Genomic DNA, 13,599 nt, shown 5'->3' with positions numbered 1-13,599 from the left:
CCATGCGCAAGTTCTTCCGCCATGAGTTCGACATGCCCATCGAGGTCGAGGAGTCCGGCTATGACTCGCTGCTGGACCCTGACACGCCGGGCCAGCTGCAGGACATCAGCGTCGGCGGCCTGTCGCTGCATGTGGACCAGCCGGTGCTGCCGGGCCGGCAGCTCCTGATCAGCATTCCCTATGTCGAGCCGCCGCTGAAGGCCGAGGCCGAGGTGGCCTGGTGCCGGCCCAACGACCGCGAAGGTGGCTACGACGTGGGCGCCGGTTTCCTCGATACCGAGATCGTCGCCATGACCCGCATGCTGCGCCAGCTGCAGCAGATCGAGGACCTGCGCGAGGCGGCGATGCGCGACGGCGGCCAGGCGATGACCACCGAGCAGGCCGCGGCCGAATGGCTGGACCGGCAGCTCAGCGGCGAGGGTCCCCTGCTGCACTGAGGCCCGCCGACGGGCCGTGCCGCATCAGCGGGTCACGGCCTCGGCATAGCGCGCCAGTTCCTCCTCCTGCACCTGCCGGATGAAGCGCTCGCGCTCCATCTCGCGCAGCGTGGCGGTCAGCCGCGGCAGCAGGGCTTCATGGCGCTTGTTCAGGTAATGGAAGACCGGGAAAGTGGCCAGCGGCGGTGACAGCACGCGCACGCCGTTGATGGGCAGTCCGTGCAGGGCCGCCAGGCCCGAGGCGCGGTTGGCCAGCACCAGGTCGGTCCGGCCCAGGTCCAGCTTGACGAAGGCCTGCTGCATCGTCGCCACCGGCTCCTGCTTCATGCCGGCCGTCATCTCCTCGACGATCTTGATGCCCTTCACATAGCCCAGCCTGTAGGGCCGCAGGCTCTCCCAGCCCTCGATGGCGAAGGGCCTGCTCTTGGTGAAGACGACGATCTCATAGGTCAGCAGCGGCACCGGCACCTGCAGCAGCTGGGGGTAGAGCCGGTCGATACCGGCCCTGCGGTACAGCTCGGCGTCGGTCTCGCCGCTGTTGGCGCTGATCAAGGAGCGCTCGCCCGGCATGGCCTGCACCTGCAGCTCCAGGCCCAGCCGGCGGTAGGCCTCGCGCATGACCCGCTCGGCCACCGTGGTGGCCGGATCCTGCTCCAGCAGGGTGGACGAGCGCATCAAGCCTGGCTGGGCGCCGACCCAATGGGGCGCCAGGGCGATGGCAGAAAGGGCGTTGCGACGTCTCATGGTGGCGGAAGGATTTCTCCCGCCATTCTGGCCTGCACCGCGCGCTTCAACCAGCCGCTCTGGACATGGCGATAAAGGTTCCTGCCCGGGCAGACGGTCTGCTTGCTGTGGTCCTTGTGTGTGGCAATCGCATCCACGCCCAGGCCCAGCCGCTGGGCCGACCAGGCCATCAGCTCGGCCGTGGCGGCCAGGGCCTCGCGGGTCGGTTCCACTTCCTCGAAATTGCCCAGCAGCATGATCAGCAGATGGCCGCGCGGGTCGTATTCGGTGTTGGTGTCGCCGGCAACGCCCTCGGGCCGGGCCGCATAGATGCGGCCGTCCGGCGCGATCACGTAGTGGTAGGGAATGTCGGCCCAGCGCTTGGTCTGGCGCGACCAGGTCTGCAGCTTGGGCAGGTACTCGGCCGGGTCGCGCGCCGGGTTCCAGGTCTCGCCCTGGTGGTGCAGGGTGATGTGGGTGAGGGTCTGCGGCGGGCCGGGGTCCTGGATCGGCGTGCCGCCCCAGCTCTGCATGGAGACGATGGCCGGCGCCGGCACCACATAGGGCTTGTTGCTGGCGCAGCCGGACAGCCCGGCCAGGCCGAAAAGGCTCAGGGCTAGAGGCAGCAGGAAGCGCTTGAGCAGCATGGGCGGGATCTCCGGGTCGTGAGCGGCGGCCAGTCTATGACAGGCCCTGGGGCCGGCTGCGCCGCCGGTCCAAGGCTTGTGCGGCTGGCGCCTAGGCGAAGCTGAGCTGCTTGCTGAACGGCATCTCGCGCAGCCGCTGGCCGGTGGCCGCGAAGATCGCATTGGCCAGGGCCGGTGCCGCCGGTGGCACCGGCGGTTCGCCGGCGCCGCGCAGCTTGGCGCCATGCTCCAGCCCCCGCACCACGATCTCCGGGCACTGGTTCAGCCGCATGCCGGGATAGGCATGGAAGTTGGTCTGCTGCGCCTGGCCGTCGGCATAGGTGATCTCGCAGTTCATCGCATGGCCCAGGCCCCAGACCACGGCGCCCTTGACCTGGTTGTCGAAGTTGACCGGGTCCACCACCTTTCCCACGTCCAGCGCTACCCAGACCTTGGCGATGCGCAGGCCCTGCGGCGTGTTGTGCACCTCCACCACCTGGGCGCAGGGCACGCCGAAGGACTCGACGAAGGCCACGCCGCGGCCACGCCCCTCGCCCAGCCTGGCGCCTTTCCAGCCCGACATCTCGCCCACGGCTTCGAGCACCTTGCGCGCCACCGGATCGCTGGCCAGGCGCAGCCGCTCCAGCAGCGGGTCGGCACCGGCGGCGTGGATCAGCTCGTCCAGGAAGCCATCGGCGAAGAAGCCGGCCGACGAGGCCCCGACCGAGCGCCAGGAGCTGGTTGGCGCCAGCTCGGGCACGCGGTAGGCCCGCAGGCGGAAATGCGGCAGCGCATAGGGCAGGTTCCAGGCGCCGGCCGGGATCTGGCCATCGGGCCCCGGCATGGGCTGGCCCAGGCGCTTCATCTGCGAGCTGCTGGACGAGACCGAGGCGATGTCCAGCGACAGCGCCTCGACCTTGCCGTCCTTGACGCTGCCGCGCGCGCGGCTCATGGTGATCTGCCGCGGGAAGTCGTGGGCGAAGTCTTCCTCGCGGCTGAAAGTCAGCTTGATGGGCACGCCAGGCATCTGCTTGGCCACCTCGGCGGCCAGCGTGATGTTCTCGAACTCCAGCCGGTGGCCGAAGCTGCCGCCGCAGACCTGGTTGTGCAGATGCACCCGCTCGACCGCGACGCCGCAGATCTTGGCGACCTTTTCCTGCGCGAAGCGCGGCACCTGGCTGCTGACCCAGACATCGACCCGTTCGGCCGTCACCTTGACCACGGCCGAGAGCGGCTCCAGCGGCGCATGGGCCAGGTAAGGCGCCTTGTATTCGGCGCTGAGGGACTTGTCGTCCAGCGCGGTTTCGATGTTGCCGTCGTTGCGCCACTGCTTGTCCAGCCGCTCGGGCACGAAGGACTCGGCCACGGCGCGCCAGTGCTCGGCCTGTTCGGCCGGGTAGGGCGCCGGGCCCCATTGGATGTTCAGCGCATTGGCGGCCTGGAAGGCACGCCAGGTGTTGTCGGCGATCACGGCCACGCCGTTCGTCACCGGCACGATCTTCTTCACGCCGCGCATGGCCGCGGCCACCTTGGCGTCGTAGCCCAGCAGGGCGCCGCCCTGGCGCGGATTGACCTTGACCGTGGCGTGCAGCAGGCCTTCCATGCGCAGGTCTATGCCATAGGTCTGGGTGCCGGTGGACTTGGCCACCACGTCCAGCCTCTGCATGGGCTTGCCTATCAGCCGCCACTGCGAGGGATCGCGCAGCACCACCTCCTGCACCGGCTCGATGGCAGCTGCCTCGCGGGCCAGGGCGGTGTAGGCGATGCGCCGGCCGTCGGGCAGCACGACGGCGCCTTGCTCCGTCTTCAGCTGGTCCAGCGGCACGCCGCTTTGCTTGGCGGCGGCGCGCTTGAGCGTCTCGCGGGCTACGGCGCCGGCCCTGCGCAACTTGTCGAAGCTGTCCGGCACGGTGCTGGAGCCGCCGGTCAGCTGCAGGCCCAGGACCTTGAACAGCGCGCCCATGGTCGAGCGCAAGGCCTCGGCCGTGGCGCTGGTGTCGGTTGACATGAAGGGCACCTGCTCGCCGGCCAGCGCAGTGTTGTAGTAGGCCGCGGCCGGCGGGCCGGGATCGACCGTGAACTGGCCCCAGCCCAGGTCCAGCTCTTCGGCGATCAGCGCGGCCTGTACCGAGCGCGCGCCCTGGCCGAGGTCGGTGTGAGGCGCGATCAGGGTGATGCCCTTGGCGTCTATCTTCACCCAGGGGTTGAAGACGGTTTCGCCCTCGGCCCGGCCGTCCAGCAACGGGTTGGCCGGCGTGCGGCGCACCAGGTAGGTTCCGAAGGCCACGCCACCGGCGATGGCGACCGAGCCGACCAGAAAGGTCCGGCGTGCGATCGTGCCCAGCTTGCTGCTGCCGCCGCTCATTTCGCAGCTCCGCCCAAGGCCTTGGCGGCGGTCTTCACTGCTTCGCGGATGCGCGGGTAGGTGCCGCAGCGGCACAGATTGCCCGACATCGCGGCGTCGATGTCCTCATCGCTGGGCGCGGGCTTGGTGGCCAGCAGGGCGGCCGCTGCCATGATCTGGCCCGACTGACAGTAGCCACATTGCGCCACCTGGTGCTCGACCCAGGCAGCCTGCACCGCATGCAGGGCCGCGGGGCTGCCCAGGCCTTCAATGGTGGTCACGGCGCCCCGGACCTGGCCGACCGGCAGCGAGCAGGAGCGCACCGCCACGCCATCGACATGGACCGTGCAGGCGCCGCACATGGCGATGCCGCAGCCGTACTTGGGGCCGGTGATGGCGAGCTCGTCGCGCAGCACCCAGAGCAGGGGCATCTCGGGCTCGACGTCGAGCTCGTGAAGCCTGCCGTTGACGTTCAATCGCATGGCCAATCTCCTGCTTGTGATGACCGCTGGATACGCGCGGCCGAGCGCTTACCTGGGCGGCACGACCTGCTGGAAAAACTCCCACATCCTGTTGTTGGCCGACAAGGCCTGCGAGGCCGCCTCCTTGCCGCGCCTGACCTTGCCGGCGCCTGGCCAGGAATGGCCGCCGGTCTCGGTGGTGCAGACCTCGACCACGGCGCCGCCTGCGCAGCCGGCGGCATGCCGCTCGCAGACCGCGCCTTCGTTCTTCAGCACGAGCTGGGCGGGCGACGCCGCATCGCAGCGATTGCGCTGCATCCAGCGCTGGGCGGTCTCGGCGACCGAGGTGAATTCAGTGACCTGCGAACGGTCGCGGAAGGCCTTCTCGCCGGCGCCGCCCTCGAACAGCACATGGTCGTCGTTGCGTGCATGGATGATCAGCACCGGCACCGGCCGCGAGGGGCTGCAGGCGCGGGTGTTGTCGGTGCCGGCCACGGCGGCGATGGCGCTGATGCGGTCGGCCATCTCGCAGGCCAGGCGGTGGGCCATCATGCCGCCGTTGGACATGCCGGTGGCATAGACGCGCCGCGTGTCCACGGCCTGGCGTTTCTCGATCTCGGCCAGCATGGCGCGGATGAAGCCCACGTCGTCGCTGCCCTTGTCGCGCGCCTGGGCGCAGCAGTTGCCGGCATTCCAGGTGGCGAGCCCGCCGCCGGGCAGGGGGCTGAGCCCGTTCGGGAAGGCCACGAGGAAGCCGGCTTGCTCGGACTTGCTGATCAGGCCGTAGTTCTCGTCATCGGCCTGGAAGCGCATATTGCCGCCGCCACCGTGCATGGCGATCAGCAGCGGCGTCGGCTGGCCGGCCGGCTGCAGGGTCTTGGGAATATGGAGCAGGAAGCGGCGGGTCTGGCCCGCGTGCTGGACGCTCAGCTCGTGAGTGCCTGGGCCCAATGTTCCAGCCGGCGGCGCGGGCTGCTTCTCGGCCTGGCGGGCCTGCATTCGCTCGCGCAGGCGTTCCCGCAATGTGGCGTCCTGGGCTGCGGCCGGGCCGAACAGGCCGGCCGCGAGGGTGACGAAGAAAACCGTCAGCGGAAGCAGTTGCATCCGCCGACTGTAGCGAGGCTCAGGCCGGACGCAATCCGGCCTTGGCCTCGGCGACGCTGATGCCCGTCGGCTCCACGTGGTTCGGATCCCAGCCCAGCTTGACCGGCGGCAGGTGCCGGTACAGGTCATACGCCTTCTCGCTGTAAGACTTGGCCTCAAGGTAGTAAGCGTTGGCAAAGATCACGAGCAGAAGACCGGCGCCGAAGAAATGCAGTGGCCGGTAGCGAGGCTTGGGGGGCTTGGAGCATTCGTACGCCGTCATGGTCAGCAGCAGCAGGGCGCAGGCCGCCGCGGCGCCGCGCAGCACGCGGACGAAGGACTTGTGCCGGTCGAACCAGGCGCGGGTGGCCTCGCTGCGCTCGCGCAGCAGGAACTCGGCATGCTTGAGGCTCGGAGGACGCTTGGAATCCTGCGAAGCCCAGGCCTTGTAGGCGTCCGAGTAGGCTTGCCCAGGCTTGATGAGTAGGTCTAGGCCATCGTCTATCAAGCGGTTGCCAGCCACGCCCAGCGCGTAGCTGAGCAGCACCACGATGGCCAGGCGGCCGCTACCTTCCTTGAGGTAGTCGACCGCGGGAATGAATCCATTGCCCTGCCTGGCCAGCGGACTCAGTCGCACGATCAGCGGCGACAGTGCCAGCAGCAGCAAGCCACCGATCACCAGGATTTCGGCAAAGAGGTCAAGGTCCGGCATGATGCTACTCCCGCCGGACGCAGGCCACCGGAGCGGTGCACGAGGCCGGGCGGTCGGACGCTACCGACCTGTCTGCCGGCAGGCATCCTCAATGCTGAGGGGCGGCCTTAGGCAACGGAGTGAACCGGCTTCAGCACCCGGAAACTCGCCGGAGTGCCCCAAGCAGTCCGCCGTCGTGGCCCCCGTGTCAATGCCCTGCGAGCACCTGGGCAAGAAGGGTTCGAAGCCTGGTCCATTTCCGCTCGGTTGCTCTTTCGAGCATTGCCGACAGGCGCGCCCGATCAACGGGCAAGGAGGCACCTGCGTCGAGCAGCAGCAGGGCCACGTCTTCATCAAGTGCCGTCTCCAGCGGTGTGTTCCCCTTGAGATCCTTTGCGTTGACGTCGGCCCCAGCTTTCAGCAGGACCTGTGCATTGGCAGGGTAGCGTTGATCGAACAGGGCGGTCTGGCCTAGGTGATCTCTGGCAGCCAGATCGGCCCCTCCTTCGATGAGCGCCGGCTTGGTTTCGTCAAAGTACTTGTCGAAGAGGGGCGTCTCGCCGCGGTTGTTCCGTGCGTTTGGATCAGCGCCGCTGGCGACTAGCGCGCGTACTACCGCGGCGTCGTTGGCCTCATGCAGCGGTGTATTTCCATCGTTGTCGCGAGCATTGGGGTCCGCACCGGCAAGCAGCAGTAGCGTGACCACCTTGGCAGGGTCGAATCCCAGGTCGGCCGACGCTACTCCGTCGCGGGCGTAGCCTTTCGCGGCGGCGATGATCAGTGGCGTACCGTCAGCGGTCGTGCGCCGTCCATGGGGATCATGCTTCAGTGCGATTTCGACAAGGTCCGGATAGCCGCTATGGACGCTGGCATCGAGAAACGCCTGAGCGTCCCGCTTGCGTGCCAACGAGCCACGAGCTTCCAGCTGGCGTACCAGGCCGAGATTGCCGCACTGTGGGGCCAGCGACGTGGCTAGGCCTGCCAGCCAATCGTCGCTCCGCACCTTGATTGGCGCGCCCGCCCGAATGAAGTCCATCGCCAGAGCGACCTTGCAGTCGGCGATCAGCCGCACCAGGCCTTGCCCAGCTGCCTGTGATCGGAAGCTCCACTTTGCCTTGCGTAGCTTGATGAGCGTGCTCTCGTCGCCACGGACCCAGCTATTGACGCCGGTAGCGGCATCTATGGCGTCCTCAAGTTCGGTCACTGCGCCCGGCATCTTGGGGTCAGCGACACCGAAGGAAGTTGCGGCGAGTACTTCACCGACTTCGCCGCCGCCGTAGTCGAGAACAAACTTCTTGTGTCGCCCAATACTCAGCCGTGTCACGTAGGTCGGCAGATCAGTGGCATCGATCGTGTAATAGCCATTCAGCTTCAAGTAATCCGCCGACCTGAACCTCTCGATCAAGGCATGGACTGCAGCCGGCTCTACCCGCCAGTGATGCTCGCCCCTGACGACGACGTTTTGGAAGCCGCGGTAGCTGACGCTGCCGTCGCCTCGCAGCTCTACCCAATAGTCCGGACAAGAGCCAAAGCAGCCGGTGCGCCGAAGCGCGATACGGACTTGCCTTGGGTCAATGGCTGCCGGAAATGATCGGTCCACCGGGCCGTCATAGTCATTGACCTCCCCTTGGATGGCGTATTCGAACCGAACCGGCACGGCGCGCCCGTCGCGCAGAAAGGGGTTGAACTGCATGGCCATGGCTGCCCGTACTGCCTCCCTGCGATTGGCCGCTGGGCCGAACTTGAGGTCGGCTCGCTTGACTCGTCCAGTGGCATCGACTGAGATCTGGAAGAGCCAGCCACTGTCAGACACGTCCTGTTTTGTCAGGTCACGCCAGGCGGTGCGAATGACTTGCGGTGGAGCAAGCAGATGAGACTTGATTTCAGCTGGGTCCCGCACGTCGAGGGGTTCTTCACCAGGTGCACCTACTGCATTGCGGCATACGAGCAAGACTGTGAGAAGCAGCGGCAAGTGGGGGCGCATGTGGAGGCCTTGAAGCGGTTGAGATACTGCCGCCGCGGATTCTGCAGCACTCGCAAGCAACCCGCGGTCCGCTTCGCTAGCCCGGACCGTACGCCCTGACAAACTCAAGCCATGCTCCTAGACATAGCCCCCCTGCGGCACAACCTCGCCTTCCGCCGCCTCTTCGCCAGCCAGTTCATCTCGGGCCTGGGCACCATGGTCAGCTACGTGGCCGTGCCCTGGCAGCTCTACGAATTGACGCATTCCAATGCCCAGGTGGGCTTGCTGGGCCTGGTCCAACTGGTGCCGGTGGTGCTGTGCGGCCTGCTGGGCGGGGCGGTGGCGGACCGTGTGGACCGCAAGCGCCTGCTGCTGGCGTCCGAGGGGGTGATGGCCCTGTGCCTCGCGGGCCTGCTGGCCAATGCAATGTCGGCCGCGGCCAGCGTGTGGGCGATCTATCTGCTGGTCGCCGTGCTGCAGGCCGCCAGCGGCTTTCATCGCCCGGCGCTCGAGGCGCTGACGCAGAAGCTGGCGCGGCCGGAAGAGTTCGCCGCCGTCGCCGCCTTGTCGTCGGTGCGGGGCACGGTCGGCATGGTGGCCGGGCCGGCCCTGGCCGGCGTGCTGCTGGCGACCTGGGGCGCGGTCGGTGCCTACCTGTTCGACTTCTTCACCTTCGTCGCGGCCCTGTTCTTCATCTACCGCATCCCGCGCGAGGCGCTGGGAGCGACCGAGACGCCGGCCGAGCGACCGCATCTGCTGGCCGATCTGGCCGAGGGCCTGCGCTTCGCCTGGAAGCGGCCCGAGCTGATGGGCACCTATCTCGTCGACATCGTCGCCATGGCCTTCGCCTTCCCGGTGGCGCTGTTCCCGGCCATGGCCGCCGCCGACGGCCGCACCGAGTCCGTGGGCTGGCTGCTGTCGGCCATGTCGGTCGGTGCCCTGGTGATAGGCGTGTTCAGCGGCTGGACCGGCCGGGTCTCGCGCCATGGCCGCGCCGTCGTCATCGCGGCGGCCGTGTGGGCGCTGGGCATCGTGGCCCTGGGCTTTGCGCCCAGCCTGCTGCTGGGCCTGGCCTGCCTGGCCGTGGCCGGCGCGGCCGACATGGTCAGCGGCGTGTTCCGCGGCACGATCTGGAACCAGACCATCCCCAACGAGATGCGCGGCCGCCTGGCCGGCATCGAGATGATCAGCTACCTGACCGGGCCGCTGATCGGCAATGCACGGGCCGGCTTCATGGCCGATGCCTGGGGGCTGTCGACCTCGATCTGGCTGGGTGGCGCGATCTGCCTGGTCGGCGTGATCGCAACCGGCTTTGCGCTGCCGCGCTTCTGGGCTTATCGGGGCAGCGTGGCGCCAGCTCCCAGTGAAATGGCGTGAGGGCCATGGCGAGGGCGGACAGGTCCGCCCTCAGCGCGCCAGGCTCTGAACCGCCTTCAGCACCGCCTCGGCCGTGGCAGGTGCCCGCAGTTCGGGATCGCAGCCGGTCGGTCCGCAGCTTGCCACCGCATCCTTGATCGCCAGCAGCACCGAGAAGGGCAGCAAGAGCGGCGGCTCGCCGACGGCTTTGCTGCGGTGGATGCTGTCCTCGCGGTTGGGCTGGTCGAACAGGGCGACGCGGAAGTCGACCGGGCTGTCGTTGGCCGTGGGGATCTTGTAGGTGGAGGGAGCGTGGGTGCTCAGCAGGCCGGACTTGGGATGCCAGACCAGTTCTTCCATGGTCAGCCAGCCCATGCCTTGCACGAAGGCGCCCTCGACCTGGCCTATGTCCAGCGCCGGGTTCAGCGACTGGCCCACGTCGTGCAGCACGTCGGCGCGGACCACGCGGCTTTCGCCGGTCAGGGTGTCGACGACCACCTCGGACACCGCCGCGCCATAGGCGTAGTAGTAGAAGGGATGGCCCTGCAGCTTGGCGCGGTCCCAGTGCAGGCCGGGCGTGGCGTAGAAGCCATCGCTCCAGAGCTGGATGCGGGCGAAGTAGGCCTTCGAGACCAGCTCCTTGAACGGAATCGAGGCCTCGCCGCTCGTGACCAGGCCGTTGGCAAAGCTCAGGGCTTCGGGCGCGCCGCCCAGCAGCTCGGCGGCGAGCTTGGCCAGGCGCTGCCTGATCTTGCGGGCGGCGTCTTGCGCGGCCTTGCCGTTCAGGTCGGAGCCGGTCGAGGCGGCCGTGGCCGAGGTGTTGGCGATCTTGCTGGTGTCGGTGGCCGAGGCGCGCACCTGGCTCAGCGGAACGCCCAGCTCATGGGCCACGACCTGGGCCACCTTGGTGTTGAGGCCCTGGCCCATCTCGGTGCCGCCATGGTTCACCAGCACCGAGCCGTCGGTGTAGACATGGACCAGGGCGCCGGCCTGGTTCAGGTGGACCACGTTGAACGAGATGCCGAACTTCACCGGCGTCAGCGCCATGCCCTTCTTCAGCACCGGGCTGGTCGCGTTGAAGGCCTGGATGACGGCGCGGCGCTGGTGGTAGTTGCTGGTCTCGACCAGGCGGTCGGTCAGCGGCTGGATGATGTTGTCGCTGACCTGCTGGCCATAGGGGGCCAGGTCTTGCCCGGGCCGGTAGAAATTGCGCTGGCGCACCAGCAGCGGATCCAGCTTCAGCCGCCGGGCGATGGAATCCAGGATGACCTCGACCGCCAGCGCGCCCTGCGGCCCGCCGAAGCCGCGGAAGGCGGTATTGCTCTGCGTGTTGGTCTTGGCGCAGAAGCCGTGCATGGCCACATGGGGCAGCCAGTAGGCGTTGTCGAAATGGCAGAGCGCCCGCGCCATCACCGGGGCCGACAGGTCGGCGGAGTGGCCGGCGTTGGAGACCAGCTCGATCTCGGCCGCCAGCAGCAGCCCTTGGTCGTCATAGCCCACGTCCCAGCGGTAGTCGAAACCGTGGCGGCGGCCGGTGATCAGGAAGTCGTCGTCGCGGTCCAGGCGCAGCTTGACCGGCCGGCGCAGCTTCATCGCCGCCAGGGCCGCGACGATGGCGAACTGGGCCGACTGAGACTCCTTGCCGCCGAAGCCGCCCCCCATGCGCCGGCACTGCACCTGCACCTGGTGCGAATGCCAGGCCAGCGCATGGGCCACCAGCTGCTGCATCTCGCTGGGATGCTGGGTCGAGCAGTGGATCAGCACCGCCTGGCCGTCCTGGGGCAGGGCATAGCTGATCTGGCCCTCCAGATAGAACTGCTCCTGGCCACCGACCGACCATTCGCCCTGCAGCCGGTGCGGCGCCGCGGCCAGCTGCTGCTGCGGCTCGCCGCGGCTGAGATGCATGGGCGGCAGCACGTATTGGCCCTTGGCATGGGCCTCGCGGGCGGTGAGCACAGGCTCCAGCGCCTCACAGCGGATCGCCTGCTTGTCGAGCGCTGCGGCGCGGCGGGCCAGCTCGCGGTCGGTGGCGATCACGGCGAACACCGGCTGGCCCAGGAAGCGCAGCTCGCCCTCGGCCAGGATGGGGTCGTCGTGGATCAGCGGGCCGCAGTTGTTCTCGCCCGGGATGTCGGCCGCGGTCAGCACGGCCACCACGCCGGGCTGCTGCTTCAAGAGCTCGATATCGATGCCGAGCAGCCGGCCATGGGCGATGGGCGAAAGGCCCAGTGCGCAATGCAAGGTGCCTTGGGCCTCGGCGATGTCGTCGCAGTAGCTGGCCTGGCCGCTGACATGCAGGGCCGCCGATTCGTGGGCAGCGCTGGTGCCGACCACTTGCGGCAGGTCGACCGGCTTGTTCATGCGCGCACCTCGTCATCGTGAGAGACCGCCATCCAGACACTGGCATGGCGCGGCGCCAGGGCCAGTGACGGCCGGGTCTCCAGCCAGAGCTTTCGGAACAGGTTCTGCGCCACCTGCATGCGATAGCCGCTGCTGGCGCGCATGTCGCTCAGCGGCGTGAAGTCGCGCGCCAGTGCCGCGGCGGCGGCCTCGGCCGTGGCGTGGCTCCAGACCTGGCCGACCACGCCGCATTCGGCCTGGTTGGCGCGCTTCACGGTGGCGGCCATGCCGCCGAAGGCGAAGCGGGCGGCATGGACTTCATGGGTGGCCGGGTCCAGCGTCAGTGACAGCACGCCGCAGACGGCCGAGATGTCGCTGTCGTAGCGCTTGGCGATCTTGTAGGCGCGCAGCGTGGTGTGATCGTCCGGCAGGGGCACGAGCATCGCTTCGAGGAACTCGCCGGGCTCCAGAGCGTTCTTCATGTAGTCGAGGTAGAAATCCTCGAGGGCCAGTTGCCGTTGGCGCGAGCCCTTGCGCAGCAGCAGCTGGGCGCCCAGGGCCATCAGGGCCGGAGCGCCATCGCCGATCGGGCTGCCGTTGGCCACATTGCCGCCCAGGGTGCCGGCATTGCGCACCGGCGGCGAGGCAAAGCGCAGCCAGAGCTCGCGCAGCGCAGGCACGGCCTCGGCCAGGGCCGACCAGCTTTCTTCCAGCGAGGCGCCGGCGCCAATCCAGAGCGCCGGTGCGCCATTCAGCGCCTGGCGGCGGATCTGCCGCAGCTCGGCCACGCCGCCCAGGTGGATCACATCGCCCAGGTCGCGGAACTGCTTGTTGACCCAGAGGCCTATGTCGGTGGAGCCGGCCAGCAGCCGGGCTTGCGGGTTGGCTTCGCGCAGCGTGGCGAGCTGGTCGATGGTGCGCGGTTGATCGAAGCGGTCAGTGCGGCCGCCGAAGGCCGGGTTCGCCGCCTCGTAGTGCAGTGGCGGATCCTGGGCCAGGGTCTTGAGCGCGGCGGCCAGGGGGGCGCGGTCCAGGTGATGGGCCGGCAGCTCGAACATGCGCTCGCCGGCATCCAGCAGCGGCCGGTAGCCGGTGCAGCGGCAGAGGTTTCCGGCCAGGTCGTCGGCCAGCTGCTGGCGGCTGGGGCGGGTGCCGGCCTCGCCATGGCGCTCGTAGCAGGCCTGCAGCGTCATCGCGAAGCCGGGAGTGCAGAAGCCGCATTGCGAGCCGTGGCAATCGACCAAGGCCTGCTGGACCGGGTTCAGCGACTCCGGCGTGCCCAGGTCCTCGACCGTCAAGAGGGCCTGGCCGTCCAGCGTGGGCAGGAACTGGGTGCAGGCGTTGACGTTCTTGAGTTGAAGCTCGCCCTGCGAGTCCAGCTCGCCGACCAGCACGGTGCAGGCGCCGCAATCGCCTTCGGCACAGCCTTCCTTGGTGCCGGTGCAATGGGCGTGCTCACGCAGGTACTGCAGCACCGTGGTCGTGACCGGCAGGCCGCTGATTTCGCGGATTTCGCCACGGTGGAAGAAACGGAGGGGACGCGCGCGGGATTCCATCGCGTGACCTTAACTGCAA

11 protein-coding genes are annotated in these 13,599 nt (G+C 68.4%); 2 read left to right on the top strand and 9 right to left on the bottom strand.

Translation table 11 applies throughout. The annotated features are described in order from the left end of the window. The first annotated feature begins 2 nt into the window (after positions 1 to 2). Positions 3 to 437: a PilZ domain-containing protein gene (locus tag QT382_RS08985; RefSeq protein ID WP_289253693.1), complete on the top strand. Its 435-nt coding sequence runs from the start codon at positions 3 to 5 to the stop codon at positions 435 to 437. A gap of 24 nt (positions 438 to 461) precedes the next feature. Here QT382_RS08985 and QT382_RS08980 read toward each other — a convergent pair whose 3' ends face one another. The 7 genes from QT382_RS08980 to QT382_RS08950 form a co-directional block, all read right to left on the bottom strand. Next, on the bottom strand, positions 462 to 1,181 hold the full coding sequence (locus tag QT382_RS08980; RefSeq protein WP_289253692.1) for a substrate-binding periplasmic protein: 720 nt from the start codon (positions 1,179 to 1,181) through the stop codon (positions 462 to 464). Then, a complete protein-coding gene (locus QT382_RS08975; protein ID WP_289253691.1) occupies positions 1,178 to 1,807 on the bottom strand; it encodes a peptidoglycan recognition protein family protein in 630 nt (209 codons plus the stop codon). The genes QT382_RS08980 and QT382_RS08975 overlap by 4 nt, the downstream gene beginning before the upstream one ends. A 91-nt stretch (positions 1,808 to 1,898) precedes the next feature. Continuing rightward, positions 1,899 to 4,151 carry a xanthine dehydrogenase family protein molybdopterin-binding subunit gene (locus tag QT382_RS08970; RefSeq protein WP_289253690.1) on the bottom strand — a complete coding sequence of 751 codons (2,253 nt, stop codon included), beginning with the start codon at positions 4,149 to 4,151 and terminating at the stop codon, positions 1,899 to 1,901. Beyond that, the gene (locus QT382_RS08965; RefSeq protein WP_289253689.1) at positions 4,148 to 4,612 is read right to left on the bottom strand and encodes a (2Fe-2S)-binding protein; all 465 of its coding nucleotides are present in this window, start codon (positions 4,610 to 4,612) and stop codon (positions 4,148 to 4,150) included. Before QT382_RS08965 ends, QT382_RS08970 begins: the two co-directional genes overlap by 4 nt. 48 nt (positions 4,613 to 4,660) lie before the next feature. Then, complete coding sequence (locus QT382_RS08960; protein ID WP_289253688.1) at positions 4,661 to 5,695, bottom strand: extracellular catalytic domain type 1 short-chain-length polyhydroxyalkanoate depolymerase; 1,035 nt, start codon at positions 5,693 to 5,695, stop codon at positions 4,661 to 4,663. Positions 5,696 to 5,714: 19 nt separating this feature from the next. After that, entirely contained in the window at positions 5,715 to 6,386 is a 672-nt protein-coding gene (locus QT382_RS08955) for a hypothetical protein (protein WP_289253687.1), read from the bottom strand. A gap of 187 nt (positions 6,387 to 6,573) precedes the next feature. Then, complete coding sequence (locus QT382_RS08950) at positions 6,574 to 8,058, bottom strand: DUF6438 domain-containing protein (protein ID WP_289253686.1); 1,485 nt, start codon at positions 8,056 to 8,058, stop codon at positions 6,574 to 6,576. A gap of 402 nt (positions 8,059 to 8,460) precedes the next feature. On the opposite strand from QT382_RS08950, the gene QT382_RS08945 reads away from it, so the two are divergent. After that, on the top strand, positions 8,461 to 9,705 hold the full coding sequence (locus tag QT382_RS08945; protein ID WP_289253685.1) for an MFS transporter: 1,245 nt from the start codon (positions 8,461 to 8,463) through the stop codon (positions 9,703 to 9,705). A gap of 30 nt (positions 9,706 to 9,735) precedes the next feature. Here QT382_RS08945 and xdhB read toward each other — a convergent pair whose 3' ends face one another. Next, entirely contained in the window at positions 9,736 to 12,045 is a 2,310-nt protein-coding gene (xdhB, locus tag QT382_RS08940; protein WP_289253684.1) for a xanthine dehydrogenase molybdopterin binding subunit, read from the bottom strand. Continuing rightward, positions 12,042 to 13,580, bottom strand: a complete 1,539-nt coding sequence (gene xdhA / locus QT382_RS08935; RefSeq protein WP_289253683.1) for a xanthine dehydrogenase small subunit — start codon at positions 13,578 to 13,580, stop codon at positions 12,042 to 12,044. Before xdhA ends, xdhB begins: the two co-directional genes overlap by 4 nt. Between the last annotated feature and the right edge of the window lie 19 nt (positions 13,581 to 13,599).

This window comes from Pelomonas sp. SE-A7 (assembly GCF_030345705.1).
In the GTDB taxonomy this organism is placed as follows: domain Bacteria; phylum Pseudomonadota; class Gammaproteobacteria; order Burkholderiales; family Burkholderiaceae_C; genus JAUASW01.
The sequence above is the reverse complement of the archived record's forward strand: the minus strand, read 5'-3'. Positions and strand labels throughout refer to the sequence as shown.